This window comes from Streptomyces sp. NBC_00239, from assembly GCF_036194065.1.
Lineage (GTDB): Bacteria > Actinomycetota > Actinomycetes > Streptomycetales > Streptomycetaceae > Streptomyces.
Genome location: NZ_CP108095.1, coordinates 6,324,675 through 6,344,798, shown reverse-complemented (window position 1 = coordinate 6,344,798; position 20,124 = coordinate 6,324,675). Strand labels below are relative to the sequence as shown.

17 protein-coding genes and 1 tRNA gene are annotated in these 20,124 nt (G+C 73.4%); 8 read left to right on the top strand and 10 right to left on the bottom strand.

The genetic code is table 11. The features are described from left to right. Positions 1-50: 50 nt before the first annotated feature. The 3 genes from glpK to OG764_RS27865 all read left to right on the top strand — a co-directional run bounded on the left by glpK (position 51) and on the right by OG764_RS27865 (position 4,429). The gene (gene glpK / locus OG764_RS27875; RefSeq protein WP_328971174.1) at positions 51-1,592 is read left to right on the top strand and encodes a glycerol kinase GlpK; all 1,542 of its coding nucleotides are present in this window, start codon (positions 51-53) and stop codon (positions 1,590-1,592) included. Positions 1,593-1,641: 49 nt separating this feature from the next. Continuing rightward, entirely contained in the window at positions 1,642-3,249 is a 1,608-nt protein-coding gene (locus OG764_RS27870; RefSeq protein ID WP_328971173.1) for a glycerol-3-phosphate dehydrogenase/oxidase, read from the top strand. 163 nt (positions 3,250-3,412) lie between these two features. Then, positions 3,413-4,429, top strand: coding sequence for a PAC2 family protein (locus OG764_RS27865; protein WP_328971172.1), 1,017 nt, complete (start codon positions 3,413-3,415; stop codon positions 4,427-4,429). A 374-nt stretch (positions 4,430-4,803) separates the two neighbouring features. Here OG764_RS27865 and mshC read toward each other — a convergent pair whose 3' ends face one another. The 4 genes from mshC to OG764_RS27845 form a co-directional block, all read right to left on the bottom strand. After that, positions 4,804-6,033, bottom strand: coding sequence for a cysteine--1-D-myo-inosityl 2-amino-2-deoxy-alpha-D-glucopyranoside ligase (gene mshC / locus OG764_RS27860; RefSeq protein ID WP_328971171.1), 1,230 nt, complete (start codon positions 6,031-6,033; stop codon positions 4,804-4,806). 121 nt (positions 6,034-6,154) lie between these two features. Beyond that, a complete protein-coding gene (locus OG764_RS27855) occupies positions 6,155-7,012 on the bottom strand; it encodes an SCO1664 family protein (RefSeq protein ID WP_328971170.1) in 858 nt (285 codons plus the stop codon). After that, positions 6,976-7,566, bottom strand: a complete 591-nt coding sequence (locus tag OG764_RS27850) for a DUF3090 domain-containing protein (RefSeq protein WP_328971169.1) — start codon at positions 7,564-7,566, stop codon at positions 6,976-6,978. Before OG764_RS27850 ends, OG764_RS27855 begins: the two co-directional genes overlap by 37 nt. A gap of 91 nt (positions 7,567-7,657) precedes the next feature. Further along, positions 7,658-8,365: a histidine phosphatase family protein gene (locus OG764_RS27845; protein ID WP_328971168.1), complete on the bottom strand. Its 708-nt coding sequence runs from the start codon at positions 8,363-8,365 to the stop codon at positions 7,658-7,660. 55 nt (positions 8,366-8,420) lie between these two features. Here OG764_RS27845 and OG764_RS27840 point away from each other — a divergent pair, with 55 nt between their 5' ends. After that, positions 8,421-9,413 (top strand): magnesium and cobalt transport protein CorA, encoded by a 993-nt coding sequence (locus OG764_RS27840; RefSeq protein WP_328971167.1) that lies wholly within the window; start codon positions 8,421-8,423, stop codon positions 9,411-9,413. Between the two features lie 68 nt (positions 9,414-9,481). Here OG764_RS27840 and OG764_RS27835 read toward each other — a convergent pair whose 3' ends face one another. Both OG764_RS27835 and OG764_RS27830 read right to left on the bottom strand, forming a co-directional pair. Further along, positions 9,482-10,270, bottom strand: a complete 789-nt coding sequence (locus OG764_RS27835) for a ferritin-like domain-containing protein (RefSeq protein ID WP_328971166.1) — start codon at positions 10,268-10,270, stop codon at positions 9,482-9,484. Between the two features lie 283 nt (positions 10,271-10,553). Then, complete coding sequence (locus tag OG764_RS27830) at positions 10,554-11,603, bottom strand: LLM class F420-dependent oxidoreductase (RefSeq protein WP_328971165.1); 1,050 nt, start codon at positions 11,601-11,603, stop codon at positions 10,554-10,556. Between the two features lie 90 nt (positions 11,604-11,693). Here OG764_RS27830 and OG764_RS27825 point away from each other — a divergent pair, with 90 nt between their 5' ends. Continuing rightward, complete coding sequence (locus OG764_RS27825) at positions 11,694-12,686, top strand: aldo/keto reductase (RefSeq protein ID WP_328971164.1); 993 nt, start codon at positions 11,694-11,696, stop codon at positions 12,684-12,686. Then, positions 12,683-15,292, top strand: a complete 2,610-nt coding sequence (locus tag OG764_RS27820; RefSeq protein ID WP_328971163.1) for a helix-hairpin-helix domain-containing protein — start codon at positions 12,683-12,685, stop codon at positions 15,290-15,292. Before OG764_RS27825 ends, OG764_RS27820 begins: the two co-directional genes overlap by 4 nt. 140 nt (positions 15,293-15,432) lie before the next feature. Here OG764_RS27820 and OG764_RS27815 read toward each other — a convergent pair whose 3' ends face one another. After that, complete coding sequence (locus tag OG764_RS27815) at positions 15,433-16,113, bottom strand: hypothetical protein (RefSeq protein WP_328971162.1); 681 nt, start codon at positions 16,111-16,113, stop codon at positions 15,433-15,435. Between the two features lie 47 nt (positions 16,114-16,160). Between OG764_RS27815 and OG764_RS27810 the strand changes: the two genes are divergently transcribed. After that, complete coding sequence (locus OG764_RS27810; protein ID WP_328971161.1) at positions 16,161-16,349, top strand: DUF5703 family protein; 189 nt, start codon at positions 16,161-16,163, stop codon at positions 16,347-16,349. 73 nt (positions 16,350-16,422) lie between these two features. On the opposite strand, the gene OG764_RS27805 is transcribed toward OG764_RS27810, so the two are convergent. The 3 genes from OG764_RS27805 to OG764_RS27795 all read right to left on the bottom strand — a co-directional run bounded on the left by OG764_RS27805 (position 16,423) and on the right by OG764_RS27795 (position 19,108). Then, on the bottom strand, positions 16,423-17,265 hold the full coding sequence (locus OG764_RS27805; protein ID WP_443056071.1) for a chaplin family protein: 843 nt from the start codon (positions 17,263-17,265) through the stop codon (positions 16,423-16,425). A 153-nt stretch (positions 17,266-17,418) separates the two neighbouring features. Next, positions 17,419-17,652 carry a chaplin gene (locus OG764_RS27800; RefSeq protein WP_328971160.1) on the bottom strand — a complete coding sequence of 78 codons (234 nt, stop codon included), beginning with the start codon at positions 17,650-17,652 and terminating at the stop codon, positions 17,419-17,421. A gap of 130 nt (positions 17,653-17,782) precedes the next feature. After that, on the bottom strand, positions 17,783-19,108 hold the full coding sequence (locus OG764_RS27795) for a M20/M25/M40 family metallo-hydrolase (protein ID WP_328971159.1): 1,326 nt from the start codon (positions 19,106-19,108) through the stop codon (positions 17,783-17,785). Positions 19,109-19,284: 176 nt separating this feature from the next. Here OG764_RS27795 and OG764_RS27790 point away from each other — a divergent pair. After that, positions 19,285-19,372: transfer RNA gene (locus OG764_RS27790), tRNA-Leu, on the top strand. Positions 19,373-20,124: the final 752 nt, after the last annotated feature.

Genomic DNA, 20,124 nt, shown 5'->3' with positions numbered 1-20,124 from the left:
ACGAACCACCTGACTCGCTTCCCTCTTACGAACCGCCAGGAGCAGACAACATGACCACGAGCACCGGAACCCACGGCGCCGGCCCCTTCATCGCCGCGATCGACCAGGGCACCACCTCCTCCCGCTGCATCGTCTTCGACCGCGACGGACGCATCGTCTCCGTGGACCAGAAGGAGCACGAGCAGATCTTCCCGAAGCCGGGCTGGGTCGAGCACGACGCCACCGAGATCTGGACCAACGTCCAGGAAGTCGTCGCCGGCGCCATCGAGAAGGCCGGGATCACCTCCGCCGACGTCAAGGCGGTCGGCATCACCAACCAGCGCGAGACCACCGTGCTGTGGGACCGCCACACCGGGCAGCCGGTGCACAACGCCCTCGTGTGGCAGGACACCCGCACGGACGGCCTGTGCAAGGAGCTCGGCCGCAACGTCGGCCAGGACCGCTTCCGCCGCGAGACCGGCCTGCCGCTGGCCTCGTACTTCGCCGGCCCCAAGGTCCGCTGGCTGCTCGACAACGTCGAGGGCCTGCGGGCGCGCGCCGAGGCCGGGGACATCCTCTTCGGCACCATGGACTCCTGGGTCATCTGGAACCTGACCGGCGGCGCCGAGGGCGGCGTGCACGTCACGGACGTCACCAACGCCTCGCGCACCATGCTCATGAACCTGCACACCCTGGCGTGGGACGAGCGGATCGCCGAGTCCATGGAGGTGCCGCTGAACGTCCTCCCCGAGATCCGCTCCTCCGCCGAGGTCTACGGCCACGTGAAGGCGGGCGTCCTGGCCGGCGTCCCCGTCGCCTCCGCGCTCGGCGACCAGCAGGCCGCCCTGTTCGGCCAGACCTGCTTCGCCGAGGGCGAGGCCAAGTCCACGTACGGCACGGGCACGTTCATGCTCATGAACACCGGCGACAAGATCATCAACTCCTACAGCGGCCTGCTGACCACGGTCGGCTACCAGATCGGCCAGGACAAGCCGGTCTACGCCCTGGAGGGCTCGATCGCCGTCACCGGCTCGCTCGTCCAGTGGATGCGCGACCAGATGGGCATGATCAAGACCGCGGCCGAGATCGAGACGCTGGCCTCCTCGGTCGAGGACAACGGCGGCGCCTACTTCGTGCCGGCCTTCTCCGGCCTGTTCGCGCCGTACTGGCGCTCCGACGCCCGCGGCGTGATCGCCGGCCTCACCCGCTACGTCACCAAGGCGCACATCGCCCGTGCCGTGCTGGAGGCCACCGCCTGGCAGACCCGCGAGATCACCGACGCCATGACCAAGGACTCCGGCGTCGAGCTGGCGGCGCTCAAGGTCGACGGTGGTATGACGTCCAACAACCTGCTGATGCAGACGCTCTCGGACTTCCTGGACGCTCCGGTGGTGCGCCCGATGGTCGCCGAGACCACCTGTCTCGGCGCCGCCTACGCCGCCGGCCTGGCCGTCGGCTTCTGGCCCGACACGGACGCGCTGCGCGCGAACTGGCGCCGGGCCGCCGAGTGGACCCCGCGGATGCCCGCCGACCAGCGGGACCGCGAGTACAAGAACTGGCTCAAGGCCGTCGAGCGGACCATGGGCTGGATCGACGAGGACGACCACAGCTGACACCGGCTGACGTCCTTGCCGATCACCGACAGCTGACGAGGAGCTAACAATGAGCAGCCTGCAGAGCGTGCCCGCACTGGGCACGCACCCGACCGCCGGTTCGACCGCGAGCCGCGCCGAGACCAGAGAGCAGCTGGCCAAGGCCACGTACGACCTGCTGGTCATCGGCGGTGGAATCCTGGGCACCTCGGTTGCCTGGCACGCCGCGCAGTCGGGTCTGCGGGTCGCCATGGTGGACGCCGGCGACTTCGCCGGCGCCACCTCCTCGGCCTCCTCCAAGCTGGTCCACGGCGGTCTGCGCTACCTGCAGACCGGCGCGGTCAAGCTGGTCGCCGAGAACCACCACGAGCGCCGGGTGCTGGCCAAGGACGTGGCCCCGCACCTGGTCAACCCGCTCACGTTCTACCTGCCGGTGTACAAGGGCGGCCCGGTCGGCGCCGCCAAGCTGGGCGCGGGCGTGTTCGCGTACTCGGCGCTGTCGGCCTTCGGCGACGGCATCGGGAAGGTCATATCCCCGGCCCGCGCCGCCGCCGACAACCCCGGCCTCAAGACGGACAACCTCAAGGCCGTCGCCGTCTACTACGACCACCAGATGAACGACTCCCGGGTGGCCGTCATGACGGTCCGCGCGGCCGTCGAGTCCGGTGCCGTCGTCCTCAACCACGCCGAGGTCACCGGCCTGCGCATGACGCAGGGCCGGGTCTCCGGCGCCGAGCTCAAGGACCGCCTGGAGGGCACCGAGTTCGGGATCGACGCCCGCGTCGTGCTCAATGCCACCGGCCCGTGGGTGGACCACCTGCGGCGCATGGAAGACAAGCACTCCATGCCGTCGATCCGCCTCTCCAAGGGCGCGCACATCGTCATGAAGCGCAAGTCGCCGTGGAAGGCCGCCATGGCCACCCCGATCGACAAGTACCGCATCACCTTCGCGCTGCCGTGGGAGGACCAGCTGCTGCTGGGCACCACCGACGAGAAGTACGAGGGCGACCCGGCGGACGTGCACGCCACCGAGTCCGACATCCAGCAGATCCTCGACGAGGCGGCGTTCTCCGTGAACGACGCGGACCTCGACCGCTCGCTGATGACGTACGCCTTCGCCGGCCTGCGGGTGCTGCCCGGCGGCCCCGGCGGCGTCGAGAAGGCCAAGCGCGAGACCGTGGTCTCCGAGGGCCGCGGCGGCATGCTGTCGGTCGCGGGCGGCAAGTGGACCACGTACCGGCACATCGGCCGCGTGGTCATGGACAAGCTGGCCAAGCTGCCCGGCAGCCCCCTCACCGAGGACATGGAGTCGGTGAAGTCGCTGGTGCGCCGGATCCCGCTGCCCGGTGTCGCCAACCCGAACGCGGTCGCGCACCGGCTGCTGGTGGACCGCGAGCCCGGTACGCGCATGGACCCGCTCACCGCGCGCCACCTGGCCACCCACTACGGTTCGCTGGCCTTCGACATCGCCCGCCTCGTGAACGAGGACCCGGCGCTGGGCGAGCGCATCCACGAGGACGGCCCGGAGATCTGGGCGCAGGTCGCCTACGCCCGCGACCACGAGTGGGCCGAGACGGTCGACGACGTGCTGCGCCGCCGTACGACGCTGACGATCCGCGGTCTGGACACCGACGGCGTGCGCTCGCGCGTCGAGGAGATGCTGGGCCGCAGGGCCTGACTCCGGGCGCCGCGCGGCGCTTTCGCGAGCCTTTGCAGGGGCGGTCCGTACCGGGGCCGCCCCTTTGCCCAGCCCACTGCCGTTTTCCGCACGCTGTGGCGGGGATGGATCCAAGCCGTAGGCTGACCCCGGAAACGCAAGGGAACTTCGGAAGGAGACCTGGGTGATCGAGCTTGAGGGCGTGCCCGAGCTGATCGACCCGGTCATGGTGGCCGCGTTCGAGGGCTGGAACGACGCGGGTGACGCGGCCTCCGGTGCGGTGGCGCACCTGGACCGGGAGTGGAAGGGCGAGGTCTTCGCGGCGCTGGACGCCGAGGACTACTACGACTTCCAGGTCAACCGCCCCACGGTGTGGCTGGACGGCGGAGTACGGAAGATCACCTGGCCGACGACGCGGTTGTCGGTGGTGCGCATCGGCGGGGCCAAGCCCCGTGACCTGGTGCTGGTCCGCGGGATCGAACCGTCCATGCGGTGGCGGTCGTTCTGCAACGAGATCCTCGGATTCGCCCATGAGCTGGGCGTCGAGATGGTCGTGATCCTGGGCGCCCTGCTGGGCGACACCCCGCACACCCGGCCGGTGCCGGTCAGCGGGGTGACCTCGGACCCGGATCTGGCGCGGGCGCTGGACCTGGAGGAGACCCGGTACGAGGGCCCGACGGGCATCGTCGGGATCCTCCAGGAGGCCTGTACGCATGCCGGGGTGCCGGCGGTGTCGCTGTGGGCGGCGGTGCCGCACTACGTGTCGCAGCCGCCGAACCCGAAGGCGACGCTGGCGCTGCTGAACCGGCTGGAGGACCTGATCGACCTGCGGATCCCGCTGGGCGAACTCCCCGAGGACGCACGGGCCTGGCAGCTGGGCGTGGACCAACTGGCCGCCGAGGACAGCGAGGTGGCGGAGTACGTCCAGACGCTGGAGGAGGCCCGGGACACCGCGGACCTGCCCGAGGCGTCCGGCGAGGCCATCGCGAGGGAGTTCGAGCGGTACCTGCGGCGCCGGGACGGCGGTCCGGGCCTGGCCACGGACGGCGGCGACGCGACGTACCTGCGCGACACCTCCGGCGGGCGGGGCCGCCCGCCGCGCCGGAAGTCGGGCGAGCCGCCCGAGCCGGGGCCGGCCGCGCCCCCGGAGGCGCCGGAGGCCTCGGAAGACCCCGGCGACGACGAGACCCCGGAGCCGTAGCCCCGGCCTCGCCCGTGCCCTGGGGGCGCGCCCCCAGGCTTGCCGGCGCTGCCGGCGGGCGACATCCAGCCTCGCCGGCGTTGCCTGCGCGAAATCCAGCTTCGCCGGCGTTGCCGGCGGGAGATCCAGCCTCGCCGGCGTTTGAGGAGCGGGTCCGGGCGGAGCCCGGTGCCCGGCGCCAGCCGGGTTGTCTTGGGGCTCCGCCCCAAACCCCGCGCCTCAAACGCCGACGAGGCTGGAGGTTGCCGGCCCGCGGGTGCGCCGCCCGGGCGCCGGAGGCTGAGGGTGCCGGCGAAGCAGGGAGGTCGCCCCCAGGGCGACGACGAACGCGGTGGGCCGGGTACCCGTACGGGTACCCGGCCCACCGCGTTCGCTTAGAGCGCGACGCCCAGGAGCGCGTCGACCGTGCGGGAGACCAGACCGGGCGCCGACTCGTCGGTGCCGCCCTCGGACTCCTGGAGCGCGGCCCAGCGGTCGACCGCGGCGAGCGCGGCGGGGGCGTCCAGGTCGCGGGAGAGCGCCTCGCGGACCTCTTCGACCAGCGCGTCGGCGGACGGCCCGTCGGGCCGCGAGACGGCCGCGCGCCAGTGCCCGAGGCGGGCGACGGCGTCGGCGAGGACCTGGTCGGTCCACTCCCAGTCGGACCGGTAGTGGTGCGACAGGAGGGCGAGGCGGATCGCGACCGGGTCCACCCCGGCGCGGCGCAGCGCGGAGACGAAGACCAGGTTGCCCTTGGACTTGGACATCTTCTCGCCGTGCAGGGCGACCATGCCGGCGTGGACGTACGCCTTGGCCATGGGGAACTCGCCGGTGAGCACCTGGGCGTGGGAGGCGCCCATCTCGTGGTGCGGGAAGGCGAGGTCGGAGCCGCCGCCCTGGATGTCGAAGCCCATGCCGAGGTGGTCCAGGGCGATGGCGACGCACTCGATGTGCCAGCCGGGCCGGCCGCGGCCGAGGGAGCCGCCGTCCCAGCTGGGCTCGCCGTCGCGGGCGGCCATCCACAGCATCGGGTCGAGGGGGTTCTTCTTGCCGGGGCGGTCCGGGTCGCCGCCGCGCTCGGCGGACAGCAGCCTCATCGCCTCGGCGTCGAGGTTCGAGACCCCGCCGAAGTGCGCGTCGGACTCCACCGAGAAGTAGGTGTCGCCGTCGAGTTCGTAGGCGGCGCCCGCGTCGCGCAGCCGCTCCACGAGCGGGACGATGCCGGGTATGGCCTCGACGGCGCCGATGTAGTGCTGCGGGGGGAGCATCCGCAGGGCGGTCATGTCCTCGCGGAACAGGGCGGTCTCGCGCTCGGCGAGGTCGGTCCAGTCGTGGCCGTCGCGCAGGGCCCGCTCCAACAGCGGGTCGTCCACGTCGGTCACGTTCTGGACGTAGTGAACCTGACGCTTGGTGTCGAGCCACACGCGCTGCACGAGGTCGAACGCGTTGTAGGTCGCCGCGTGACCCATGTGGGTCGCGTCGTAGGGGGTGATCCCGCAGACGTAGATACGGGCGACGGGACCCGGGGAGAGGGTGATCGTCCCCTGGGTCGCGGTGTCGTGGATCTGGAGGTCGCGGCCCTTGCCGGGCAGGGCGGGAACCTCAGAAGCTGGCCAGGCATGCATGCCTTGAGCCTAACCGGACGGATGTTCCGGAAACGAACCGGATCGGCACTCTTGGCTTGTTCCCCGCTCTTGCGGGTCGGCCGGCCCTGTGCGTGACCGGCCGTGGCGGCCCCGTTGCACGTCAGACGGGCGGCCAGGGGATCGAGGGCCACTGCCCGGAGGGCTCGGGGTGCCGCCCGGTGCGCAGCAGCTGCGCCACTCGGCCCCGTACGGCGGCCAGCTCGGCGGGGGTGATCAGTTCGGCCAGCCGGGTGGCGAGCGGGGTGCCGTCCGCGAGGTCGGCGGTGAGGCCGGTGAGCATGGCGACGGCCTCGTCGGTGAGGGGCTCGCCGGCCCAGCCCCAGAGCAGGGTGCGGAGCTTGTCCTCGGTGTGGAAGGTGACGCCGTGGTCGATGCCGTAGAGGCGGCCGCCGGGGGCGGGCAGCAGGTGGCCGCCCTTGCGGTCGCCGTTGTTGATCACGGCGTCGAGGACGGCGAGGCGGCGCAGCCGCTGGTCGTCGGCGTGCACGAGGAGCGCGGTGCGGCCTTCGGCGACTTCGGCGAAGGCGACGGGCCGCCAGCCCTCGCCGGCTTCCTCGCCGTCGACGAGGGCGAGCAGGCGGGCGTCGGGGGCGTCCGGGTCGGGTTCGATCCACTGCTGGACCATGCCTTCGCCGTACGGGCCGTCGCGGAGCACGGTCGGCGGGATGAGGTCCCAGCCGCTGGCCCGCGAGAGGAGGTAGGCGGCGACTTCGCGGCGGGCGAGGTTGCCGTCGGGGAAGTCCCACAGCGGCCGCTCCCCCGCGACCGGTTTGTACACGCATTCGGTGGCGGCGCCGTCACGGGTGACGGTGCAGCGCAGGACGGCGTTGGAGGCCTCTCGGATCTGCCCGCGCACGGTCAGTTCGCCGTGGGCGAGCAGTTCCTCGGTGTCCCCTGCCTGTGGTGTCACGACGTCTCCGGTCACGCGCCGCGGCGGTATCCGTTCTGGCGCGGGCATACGTGGCCCTCCGGGTCGAGCGGCAGGCTGCACAGCGGGCACGGCGGCCGCCCGGCGTTGACGACGTCCAGGGCCCGCTTGGCGAAGGCGCGGGCCTGGGCGCCGGTGAGACGGACCCGCAGCATGGGCGGGCCGTTCTCCTCGTCCTGGAGGAGCCGCTCCTCGGCTTCGGCGAGGTCTTCCTCGGAGTCCGCGTCGAGTTCGACGAGGGCCTGGGCCTCGACGATCATGCGCTGTTCGTCGCCGTCCCAGGCGAGTGCCATGGTGCCGACCCGGAACTCCTCGTCGACGGGTGCGTCGAGGGGGGCGGTGTCGCTGGCCTCGGGGGGTGCGACGGCGGGCACCGGGGCGTTGCCTCCGGTGCGCCGTACGACCTCGTCGAGGAGTTCGTCCATGCGTTCGGCGAGGGCGGCCACCTGGGTCTTCTCCAGGGAGACGCTGGTGACGCGGGGGCCCGAGGAGGCCTGCAGGAAGAACGTACGGCGTCCAGGCAGGCCGACCGTACCGGCCACGAAGCGGTCCGGCGGGTCGTAGAGGAACACCTGACGGGGCACGTCCAGTCTCCAAGGGGGATCGGCTGCGAGGGCAGGTCGGCGCGGGCGTGGCAGGGCCGGTTCGGCACATCCACCCTACTGCGCCGTTCGATCACGCCGCGCCCGCGGCACCCCCGACGACCGCGTTCCCGCCATTCTCGCCGGTTTCGGCGCTTTTGGCGGCTTCGCGGGGGGCCAGGCCGTCGAGGCCGCCGGTGTCGCCGAGGCGCAGCAGGAAGGGCCGCAGGGGGGTGTAGCGGATGACGGTGACCGAGCAGGGTTCCACGGAGATCCGCTGGAAGAGGTCGAGGTGCATGCCGAGGGCGTCGGCGACCAGGGACTTGATGATGTCGCCGTGCGAGCACATCACGTAGAGGGCGTCGGCGCCGTGCTCGGCCTCGATGCGGGTGTTCCAGTCGCGGACGGCCTCCACGGCGCGGTGCTGCATGGCGCGCATGGACTCGCCGCCGGGGAAGGCGGCCGCGGAGGGGTGCTGCTGGACGACCTTCATCAGGGGTTCGTCGGAGAGTTCGGAGAGCTTGCGGTTGGACCAGTCGCCGTAGTCGCATTCGCCGATGCGGTCCTCGGTGTGCAGGGGCAGTCCGGGCCGGGCCGCGAGCAGCGGGGCGAGGGTCTCGTGGCAGCGCTGGAGCGGGCTGCTGACGGCGGCGGCCAGCGGCAGCGCGGCGAGCCGGGCGGGGAGCGCGGCGGCCTGCCCGGCGCCGGTCTCGTCGAGTGCGACGCCGGGGGTCCGTCCGGCGAGCAGTCCGGCGGTGTTGGCGGTGGAACGTCCGTGCCGTACGAGGATCAGCGTGGCCATGGGGGTCAGCGTAGGCGCTGCGGCCTGGGTGCGGGCCGGGCGGTGGCAGGGAAGAATGCCCCGGGTGATTGTGGACTGCGCGATTTACCGCAACGGCGCCCGGGTGGACGGGCCGGCCGACTTCTCGGACGCCCTCGACGAGGCGCGGGCCATGGGTGACGCCTTCCTGTGGATAGGGGTGCACGAGCCGACCGAGAAGGAGTTCGACCTGGTCCGCAGCGAGTTCGGGCTGCACCCGCTGGCGGTGGAGGACGCGCTGACCGCGCACCAGCGGCCGAAGCTGGAGGTGTACGACGATTCGCTGTTCGTGGTCCTCAAGCCGGTGCGGTACGACGAGGAGAGCGACACGGTGTCGGCGGGCGAGCTGATGCTGTTCATCGGGGACGCGTTCGTGGTCACCGTCCGGCACGGGCCGGGGGCGCCGCTGGCCGCGGTGCGGCGGCGGCTGGAGGAGGACCCGGCGGTGCTGCGGCACGGGCCGACGGCGGTGCTGTACGCGGTGAGCGACGCCGTGGTGGACCACTACATCGAGGTGGCGGGCGAGCTCCAGGGCGACCTGGAGGAGCTGGAGACGGACGTGTTCGCGCCGAACGCGGCGGACACGAAGAACACCGCGGCCCGCATCTACGCCTTCAAGCGGCAGGTGCTGGAGTTCCGGCGGGCGACCAACCCGCTGACGCTGCCGATGGCGCGGCTGGCGGGCACGGGGGTGCCGTTCGTGCACGAGCACGCGCGGCCGTTCTTCCGGGACGTGGCCGACCACCTGGCCAAGGCGAACGAGTACGTGGAGGGCCTGGACCGGCTGCTGTCGGACGCGCTGGCCGCGCACCTGGCGCAGATGGGGGTCCGGCAGAACGACGACATGCGCAAGATCTCGGCGTGGGCGGCGATGGCGGCGGTGCCGACGATGGTCGCGGGGATCTACGGCATGAACTTCGAGCACATGCCGGAGCGCCGGCAGGTGTGGGGCTACCCGGTGGTGCTGCTGGTGATGGCGGGCGCGGTCGTGGGCCTGTACCGGCTGTTCAAGCGGCGCGGCTGGCTGTGAGACCGCGCCCCCGGGCGCCGTACGGGTACGGGTTCCGGGGGCGGGTGGCGGCGGGGCGCGCGGCCCGGTCAGGCGAAGCCGGCGGCGGGTACGGCCGGTCCGCCCAGTGCGTTGCGGCGCTCGGGCATGGTCAGGCGGACGGCCCGGTGCCAGCCGGCGAACCGCTCCCAGCGGTAGGCGCCGTGGATCCCGGCGCGCAGCACCGCGGACTTCGCGGCGGGCCAGTCGAGGAGGCGGCCCATGTGGGCCATGACGGCGAGGCTGACGTCGCGGTAGACGACGATCTCGGCGAGGGCGCTCTCGCGCAGCACCCGTTGGATGGTCCGGCCGTGGCCCTCGGCGGCGAGGCGCAGGAGTTCCTCGTGGCAGTACGCGAGGTGGTTGTCCTCGTCGTTGCTGATCAGGCGGATGGCCTTGCCGACCTCGGGGTGGTCCCCGAAGTGCCTCACGAGCATGTCCATCTGGTCGGCGGCCCGCTGCTCGGTGACGCGGCTGTGCGCGAGGTAGACGACGATGTCCTCCTCGCTGAGCGGCCGGTCGCCGCGCAGGGTGGCGTGCGCCAGGCCGATGCCGCGCTGCTCCAGGAGCATCGTGTAGTCGGTCTCCGGGGGCACCGGCACCGGCGGCAGGCCGCGCTTCTTGAGCAGCGCGTGGAAGATCCGGCCGTGCTTGTCCTCGTCGGCGCCGTGCCGGGTGATCTTCGGGGCCATGTCCGCCATGCCCGGCGGGACGAGGGCGGCGATCCGGGCGTTCTCCCAGCCGCCCTGCGATTCGCCGCTGGCGGCGATGGAGCAGAACAGCTGGAACGAGTCGTCGTTGTCGACGATCTCCTGGAACAGACTTCGGGCCGAGAGCATGACTGCCACCTCCTACGGACCCCCTCGGACCGAGTCAAAGGCCGATCGCGGTGGCGGGCAACCGCGCGGTGGCGGCACTGCTCCGAACGACGGACACGAAGGGGCGGCCGGCCGGGCGTAACCCGGCGGGCCCGCGCGGCGTTGTTGGCAGTGACGGCCGTGGCGGGGAGGACCCCCCGAGCCCCCACCACGGCCGCTGAGACGGATCCGGCCGCCGGACGCGAAGTCCGGCGGCCGGGGTGTGTCCGGGGCGCGTGTGGGGGGTGTGGCGGGGGCCGGCGGCTCAGGCGAGTCCGGCGAGCTCCATGGCCTCGACGCCGGCGCGCAGCGCGGCCAGCCGCTCCTCGCGGGTGAAGCCCGCCGGGGCCAGGGTCAGGGTGGTGACGCCGGCTTCCGCGTAGGCCTTCATGCCGTCCGCGATCCGCTCGACCGGGCCGAGCAGCGCGGTCGAGTCGATCAGGCTGTGCGGCACCGCGGCCGCCGCGCCCGTCTTGTCGCCGGCCAGGTACTTGTCCTGGATCTCGGCGGCTTCCTTCTCGTAGCCCATGCGCTGCGCGAGCTGGTTGTAGAAGTTCTGCTTGCGGCTGCCCATGCCGCCGACGTACAGGGCGGTGTACGGGCGGAACATGTCGGCGAGGGCGGCCACGTCGTCGCCGAGGGCCAGCGGCACGGTCGGGCAGACGTCGAAGCCGTCCATGGTCTTGCCGGCCTTCTCGCGGCCCGCCCGGATGTGGGTGAGCGCGGTGGCCTCCAGGTGCTCCGCGGCCGGGAAGATGAGGAGCGCGCCGTCGGCGATCTCGCCGGTCTGCTCCAGGTTCTTGGGGCCGATGGCCGCGATGTAGAGCGGGATGTGCTCGCGCTCGGGGTGCACGGTGAGCTTGAGGGGCTTGCCGGGGCCGCCGGGCAGCGGCAGGGTCCAGTGCTCGCCCTCGTAGCTGAGCCGCTCGCGGGTCATGGCCTTGCGGACGATCTCGACGTACTCGCGGGTGCGGGCCAGCGGCTTGTCGAACTTCACGCCGTACCAGCCCTCGGAGACCTGCGGGCCGGAGACGCCGAGGCCGAGGCGGAAGCGGCCGCCGGTGAGCGAGTCGAGGGTGGCCGCGGTCATCGCGGTCATGGCGGGCTGGCGGGCCGGGATCTGGAGGATCGCGGAGCCGACGTCGATGCGCTCGGTCTGGGCGGCGACCCAGGCGAGGACCGTCGGGGCGTCCGAACCGTAGGCCTCCGCGGCCCAGCAGACGTCGTATCCCAGCCGGTCCGCCTCCTGGGCGACGGCGAGATTGTCGGCGTCCATGCCCGCGCCCCAGTAGCCGAGATTGATGCCGAGCCGCATGTCGTCCCCTTACCGATGAGTAACGTTGGTCTGCGCGGACTCTAGCGCGCCCGGGCCCCGTTCGGCAGTGCCCCAGTAGTCTCACCGGTCATGGAACAGAGGCATCTCGGCCGAACGGGCCTGCGTGTTTCCAGGGTCGGGCTCGGCACCCTCACCTGGGGCCAGAGCCCCGGCGGCGCGGCCGAGTCCGACGCGGCGGAGCAGCTGAAGATCTTCTGGGAGGCGGGCGGCACGCTCGTCGACACGGCCGACGTGTACGCGGGCGGCGACGCGGAGTACCTGCTGGGGCAGTTGGTGGGCGGCCTGGTGCCGCGCCGCGACCTGGTGATCGCCACGAAGTCGGGCACCGTACGCGACGCCGACCGGCGCTGCGACGGCTCGCGCGGCCACCTGCTGGCCGCGCTCGACGCGTCGCTGGCGCGGCTGGGCACCGACTACGTGGACCTGTGGCAGGTGCACGCCTTCGACCCGTACACGCCGCTGGAGGAGACGCTGCAGGCCGTGGACCTGGCGGTGAGCAGCGGCCGGGCCCGGTACGCGGGCGTGGCGGACTTCAGCGGCTGGCAGCTGGCGAAGGCGGCGACCTGGCAGCTCGCGGCGCCGGGCGTACGGACCCGGCTGGCGTCGACCCAGATGGAGTACTCGCTTCTCCAGCGGGGCGTGGAACGCGAGGTGCTGCCGGCGGCGCTGGACCTGGGCGTCGGCCTGCTGCCGGCCTCGCCGCTGGGCCGCGGGGTGCTGACGGGCAAGTACCGCGACGGCGTCCCGCCCGGCTCGCGGGGCGCGTCGGAGGTGCTGTCCGGTTTCGTGGCGCCGTACCTCGACGACACCGCGCGGCGGATCGTGGACGCGGTGGTGACGGCGGCGCACGGGCTCGCGGTCACCCCGCTGCAGGTGGCGCTGGCGTGGATCCGCGACCGCCCCGGAGTGGCCGCGCCGCTGGTCGGCGCGCGGACGGCGGCCCAGCTCGCGGAGGCACTGTCGGCGGAGGCCCTTAGTCTTCCGGAGGAGATCTGCCAGGCGCTGGACGATGTGTCGGCGCCCGTGCACCGCTACCCCGACCAGGACTGGAGCACGTTGTGAGTACGGAACGCGCCGAACGCGCCGAAGGCGCGAAGAGCGGGCCCGACGCGGAACCGGCCCCCCCGGGCACCCCCGCCGAAGCCCCCGCCGAAGGCGCGGAAAACGGCCCGGCAGAACCAGCGACGGAGCCGACCCCGCCGACGACAGATCCAGCCCCGCCGGCGTTCGAGGCGCAGGACCGGGCGGAACCCGGCACCGACGCGGCAGCGGAAGGCACGCCCGCCCCGCAGACGCCCGACGCCGACCCGACGGAGGAACCGGAGACCAATCCAGCCCCGCCGGCGCTTGAGGCGCAGGACCGGGCGGAACCCGGCACCGACGCGGCAGCGGATGGCACGCCCGCCCCGCAGACGCCCGACGCCGACCCGACGGAGGAACCGGAGACCGATCCAGCCCCGCCGGCGCTTGAGGCGCAGGACCGGGCGGAGCCCGGTGCCGACGCGGCAGCGGAAGGCGCGGAGCCCCCGGCCGGGCCGACGGACGCGAACGGCGCCGATACGGCGACGGCCCTGAGCGAGGCGGCCGCCGAACTCGCGGCCCAACGCATCGAGCGCGAGCGAATCGCCCGCCGGAAGGCCGAGCGCGCCGCCCCGGTCGAAGCCGGGGCGAAGCTGAGCGGCACGGCGGCCGAGCTGCTGGCCGCCGTACGGGCCGTGGAGGGCGGCCGGCAGCCCGACACCCGGTCCTTCGACGGCCGTCAGGCCCCGGCCCCGCGCCGGCCGGCCGCCCCCACCACGCCCCCGCCGAGCCCGGCACCCGCCCCCACCCCGGCACCCGCACCCGCACCCGCACCCGCACCCGCACCCGCCGACGACCTCGTAGCGGCCGTACGCTCCGTGCTCACGGCCGGCGGCGCCCCCGCGGCACTGGCCGGCCCGGCCGCGGCGACCCTCGGCGAGGGCGCGGCCGACGTGCTGCGCCAGGACCCGTGGCGGCTCCTGGAACTGCCCGGCGTACGGCCCTCGCAGGCCGACGGGTTCGCACGCGCGCTGCTGGGCGATCAGTGCGGTCCCGGGGACGAGCGCCGGTCCGTCGCCCTGGTCGGCTGGCTGCTGGCACAGGCCGCGCTGAAGGGGCACACCGCACTGGAGGTTCCGGTGCTGACCGGCGCGCTCGGCCGGTACGGCGTACCGGACGCCGACGAGGCGCTGGAGGCCGCCATCTCGGACGGCGCGGTACTGGTGTTCCCGGAATCCGACGAGGACGGGGATGAGTACGCGGACACCGCGGCCCCCCAGGGCACGGACGAAGCCGGATCCGGAACCGGCGCCACCGGCGACGGCGGCCCCCCGGAGCCCGTCCGGGTGCTCGTCGGCCTGGAGGGGCACGCGCTCGCCGAGGAGAGCCTCGCGGACGGCCTGGCCCGGCTGCTCAGCACCTTCGGCAAGAACGGCGGCGCGGACCACGACCGGCCGGAACTCTGGGAGCAGGCCGCCGAGGCCGCCCCCGGCCCCTCGGCGGCCGAGCTGATCCGGACGGCGGCCGGTCACGGCCTGGTGGCCCACACCGGCGCCGAGGCGGCCCGCGCGGAGCCGCTGGCCCTGGTGGCGGCCGCACACCGGATGGGGCTGCGCGCGTACGCGGCCGTGCACACCGGCGACGGCCGGGCGCGGGCGGCCACCGGGCTGCCGGAGGGCGCCGCCGTGACCGTGGCGGGTCTCCTGGACGGCTCGGAGGGGCCCGGCCGGGACGCCGACGGCGCGTTCGCCCTGGACCTGCTGGCGGTGCTGGATGCCCCGCAGCTGGACGTGGACACGGCGGCGGCGCTGGTGGAGTCGGTGCCGGACGGGGCCCGGCTGGTGCTCAGCGGCGACCCGGCGGTGCTGGGCGCGGCGGGCCCGGGGCGGGTGTTCGGCGATGTGCTGGCCTCCCGGGCCTGCCCCCAATTGGCGTCCCGCACCCCGGACCCGGGTCCGCTGGGCGAACTGGTCTCGGGGATCGGCATCGGCGAGCTGACCCAGGTCGAGGCGCCCGGCAAGGAGGTCGTGATCGTCCCGGTGCGCGACGCCGGGGAGGCGGTGCACCGCACGGTGCAACTGGTCGCGGACTCGGTGCCGCGCGCGTTCGGCATCGAGCCGGGGCACACCCAGGTGATCACGCCCGGACACGGCGGCTCGGCGGGCACCCGCGCGCTCAACGCGGCCCTCAAGGAGCGGCTGAACCCCGGCCCCGGCCGGTTCGGCGGCTTCGACCCCGGGGACCGGATCGTGTACGTGCCCGCGCCGGGGCGGGCCCGCCCGGGCCGGGTGGTGACGGCCGATGCGGCCGGCCTGCACCTGGAGTGCGCGGGTGAGCCGGTCGTCGTCCCGCGGGAACAGGTGGAGACGGCGGTCCGGCACGGCTGGGCCGTGACCGCGCACCAGGCCGTCGGCGCGCGCTGGCCGGCCGTGGTGGTCGTGCTCCCCGGGGACGCCGCGGACGCGCTGGCGCGGGACTGGGTGTACACGGCGTTCGGCCGCGCCGAGCGGCACCTGTCGGTGGTGCACGGGGTGGACCAGGCGCTGCCGCGGGCCGTGGCGGAGGTCCCGGCGCGGCCGCGGACCACGCGGCTGACGGACCTGCTGCGGTCCCTGGCGGCCGCGGCGGCCGCGGACGACCGGCTCTGATCCCATGACCCGGGCGCGGACGTGACGACGCCCGGGCGGCCCTCCGGAAGGAGGACCGCCCGGGCGAGCGGCGGGCGTGCCGGTGGACGGGACGGTCGTGCGGCGCGGTACGGGCTCCCGGCCCGGCCGCGGGCCGGCGGCTAGGCGCGGCCCGAGTCGAGGACCTCCAGATCCTCGTCGCCTTCCTCCTCCTCGACGTCGTAGTCGAAGCTCTGGCTGAGCCGGCCCGTGAACACGGAGCTGGCCTCGAAGCGGTGCAGTACGTGATCGAAGTCGGGGTGGTCGAAGGGTGCGCCGAGCCATTCGCCGGGCTCGGCGGGCTCTTCCGAGGTCACGATCCAGAGGGTGGAGTCGCCTTCCGCGAGCCCGAACTCCTGGTGGCGGCTGGCGATTTCGTCGGCTTCGTATTCGCTGAAGAGGACGCCGAGCGCGTCGGCGGTCCCCGGGTTGTTCATGGCGTGGCCGTGGTCGGGGTCGGCGGCGGCGACCATTTCGGCGTGGGCGACGAACCGCTGCGGGTCCGCGACGACGTAGTCGCGGCGGATCATCACGCTGAAGACGCCGGGCTCCTCCGGGCCGCTGTACCGGCCCGGTTCTCCGGAGGCCGGGATCTCGAAGGGGGTGACCTCGTCGTAGCGGTCGTAGAGGAGCTCATCGTATTCCTCGGCAGCCGCGGCCAGTTCGTTGAACGCGGCGTAGACAGCCGGGTCATCGTCCCCGGTCCGGCGCTCGACCGCCGCCAGGTGGCGGTCCAGCGCGGTTTTGATCGCCTCGGCGGCGGCGCGTACCTCGGCAGCGGTGGGCTGAGCGACATCAGACATAGTGCAGACGCTATCCGTACCTGGTCGCTGCGCGCACAATAGATGCGATGCCGGAATACGAATTTGTCGACGTGTACGTGCCCCGCGGTGTGACGCGCAAGGAGGCGACCCGTCTGCTGACCGACCATGCGGAGTACGGGAATTGGGAGCTGGACCGGCTGACGCTGCGCCGGGACGGCAGCCGCCGGGTGCGGCTGCGCCGCCGGATCATCCGCCAGCTGCGTCCCACATGGTGAGCGGCCGGGCCCCGCGCGGGATGCGCGGGGCCCGGCCGTCCGGAACCTGCCGGCGGTGTCCTGCGGCCGGCTGTCAGGCGGCGGCGCGGGCGCGCCGGTAGAGCACGGCGCCGGCGAGCAGCATGCCGCCGCCGATGGGCAGGACGACGCCGAGGGCGCCGTCGGCGCCGGTGTGCGCGAGGGCGCCGCCCCGCGTCACCGTCTCGCCGCGGGAGCCCGCGTCCGAGCCGTGCGCCCCCTCGCCCGTGCCCGTGCCCGAGGTGCCGGGCTTGCCGGGCTGTCCGGGCGTACCCGGGTGACCGGGCCTGCCGGGTTCAGCGTGCTGTCCGGGCTTCCCCGGCGTTCCCGGGTGGCCGGGCTTGCCGGGCTCACCGGGGTGTCCCGGCTTTCCGGGCGTACCGGGGTGGCCGGGCTTGCCGGGTGTTCCCGGGTGTCCCGGCTTGCCCGGCGTGCCCGGGTGGCCGGGCTTGCCGTGGGCGGTGTTCGCGCAGTCGTTGCCGAGGGCCGGGTTGAGGAGCCCGACCACCGAGACGGTGTTCCCGCAGGCGTTCACCGGCACCTCGACGGGCGCCTGGACGGTGTTGCCGGATCCCACGCCCGGCGAATCGTGTGCGCCCCCCTGGGCCTGCGCGCCCGGCCGGCCGTGGCGGCCGTCCCCGGTGTTCGCGCAGTGGTTCCCGAAGGCCGGATTGAGGATCCCGATCACGGAGACGGTGTTCCCGCAGGCGTTGACCGGTGCGTGGACCGGCGCCTGGACGGTGTTGCCGGACAGTACGCCCGGCGAGTCCGACGTGCCCCCGGCGGCGCCGGCGTCGGCCTGGGCGTATCCCCCGCCGAGAGCGAGGACACCTCCCGCGGCCGCCACGGTGATCAGCGTCTTCCGGGTGACCCTGGTGATCCTGGTGACCTGTCGCATGTGCTTACCCCCTGCTGCATCTTTTGCTTCGTGCGTGCACCGGCGCACGGGCTCCCCCGCTCGTACGCCGAAACCCCGGAGCCCCGGAGCGCGGATCGCGCACTCCGGGGCCGGGGACCCATACCCTCGGAAGGGTGTGAATCGGCGTCAGAATCAGGCGTTGACGCAGGTGTTGCCGAAGGCCGGGTTCAGCAGGCCGATCACGTTGACCGTGTTGCCGCACACGTTGATGGGAACGTGGACGGGGACCTGGACGACGTTGCCCGAGAGCACGCCGGGGGAGCCGATGGCAGCACCCTGGGCGCCGGCGTCGGCGGAAGCCAGCCCCGCACCCGCGAGAACCAGGCCACCAGTGGCGGCCGCGACGGCGGCAACCTTCTTGATCATCATTCCTCCTAGTAGGCAATGCGGTCCCAGCCGCGGACCGCATCACCAGTAACGAGGAGGTGCCACCAGGGCTACGAGCGTATGAGCGCATTCACTCTTCTCAGTGGATTGCGCACACCTGCACGAGGTTTCAGCAGTTGTCGATGAATCGGTCCAGAACGCGTACGCCGAACTTCAGGCCGTCGACCGGCACCCGCTCGTCGACGCCGTGGAACATGCCCGCGAAGTCCAGCTCCGGCGGCAGCTGCAGCGGCGCGAAGCCGAAGCAGCGGATGCCGAGGTCGTCGAAGGACTTCGCGTCCGTACCGCCCGAGAGCATGTACGGCACCGCGCGCGCGATCGGGTCCTCGGCGACCAGGGCCGTCTGCATGGCGTCGACCAGCCGGCCGTCGAAGCCGGTCTCCAGGGCCTTGTCGGCGTGCACGTCCTCGCGCTTGACCCGGGGGCCGAGCAGCCGGTCCAGGTCGGCGAGGAACTCCTGCTCGTAGCCGGGCAGGAAGCGGCCGTCCACGTGCGCCACGGCCTCGCCGGGGATCACGTTGACCTTGTAGCCGGCGCCGAGCATCGTCGGCGCGGCCGAGTTGCGCAGCGTGGCGCCGACCATCTTGGCGATGCCGCCGAGCTTGGCGAGGGTCTCGTCCATGTTCTCGGGGTCGAGCTCGGTGCCGAGCGCGTCCGAGAGCTCGTCCAGGAACGACCGGACGGTCTTGGTCACCCGCACCGGCCAGGTGTGCCGGCCGAGGCGGCCCACCGCCTCGCACAGCTCGGTGATCGCGTTGTCGTTGTTCGTCATCGACCCGTGGCCGGCGGTGCCCTCCACCGTGAGCCGCATCCAGTGCATGCCCTTCTGGGCGGTCTCCACCAGGTAGAGGCGCAGGTTCTCGTTGACGGTGAACGAGAAGCCGCCGACCTCACCGATGGCCTCCGTGACGCCGTCGAACAGGCCGGCGTGCTTGTCGACCAGGTGCCGGGCGCCGTACAGGCCGCCCGCCTCCTCGTCGGCGAGGAAGGCCAGGACGATGTCGCGCGGGGGCTTGCGACCGCTGCGCATCCGCTCCCGTACGACCGCGAGGGTCATCGCGTCCATGTCCTTCATGTCCACCGCGCCGCGGCCCCAGACGCAGCCGTCGGCCACCTCGCCGGAGAACGGGTGGTGCGTCCAGTCGGCCGCGTTGGCCGGCACCACGTCGGTGTGGCCGTGGATGAGCAGCGCCGGCCGCGAGGGGTCCTCGCCCTCGATGCGGGCCACCGTGGAGGCGCGGCCCTTGTGGGACTCGATGATCTGCGGCTCCAGGCCGACCTCGGCGAGCTTCTCCGCGACGTACTCCGCCGCCTTGCGCTCCCCCGGCCCGGAGTGGTCGCCGTAGTTGCTGGTGTCGATCCGGATGAGGTCACTGCAGAGCCCGACGACCTCGTCCTCGCCGGACCCGGTCCTGCCCGTGTTCGAATCGCTCACGCTGATTCCTCCCGCTTCGTCAGCCGTTCTTCACAGTCCTCCCCCATCCTCGCCTCCCGACGCGCTCCGCCCAAGGCCCGTCCGCGCCGGTCAGGGGGTGTGATCGAGGCAGTCCGAAACCCTGGTAATGTTCTCTTCGTCGGAGCGGCCCGGAAGGGACGCGAGACAGACACCTTGTCCGGGTGGCGGAATGGCAGACGCGCTAGCTTGAGGTGCTAGTGCCCTTTATCGGGCGTGGGGGTTCAAGTCCCCCCTCGGACACCACTGAAGAACCCCAGCTCCGGCTGGGGTTCTTCGCGTTTCCCCGGTGCCTGTCGGAGCCGTCGACGATACCGGCCGGATGATCCAGCGGGGGGACGGGCCGGCCCTCGCCGCGGCCCGGACCGGGGCGGCGCGGGCACTCGGCGGCGGGGGCGCCGTCTCGGGCATCGTGCACGGGGACGTCACCGTCGCAGCGGAGCCGCAGGTGCGCAGCGGCTACCTGCGGCAGGTCGAACGGATCGCCCCGCCGGAGCTGCGCGGGCGCGAGCCGGAACTGGCGGGGCGTGCCTGGAGCGGCTGCACGCCCGGTCCGACCGGTACCGCGCGGAGGGCTGGCACCGCACGGGGCATCTCGAACCACGACGAGCGGTCGCAGGCGCTCGCGGCGGTCGTGTCGGCCCTGGTGTCCCTGGGCGACACCGTCCGGGCCGGTGAGCTGGTCGCGGAGGTCCCGGGCCCGCGCGAGCGGGCGCAGGCACTGCGGCAACTGGCCGCGGACGCGCCGGAGGCGGCGGCTCGGCGGCTCCTCGCGGAGTCCCTGCAAGCGGGCGGCTACGCGGAGGCCGTCGGCGACCTGGACTCGCTGGATCCCTCGGTGCCGGCCGCCCTGGCCGACGCGCAGCTCGGAGGGTGTGAGGGGCCGGCCGGTACGGGTGGCGGTCCGGACGGCGCGGGTGCGGTCCGGACGGCGCGGGTGCGGTCCGGACGGCGCGGGTGCGGGCATGGCGTGAATGCGCGCGTACGGCGTGAGGGCC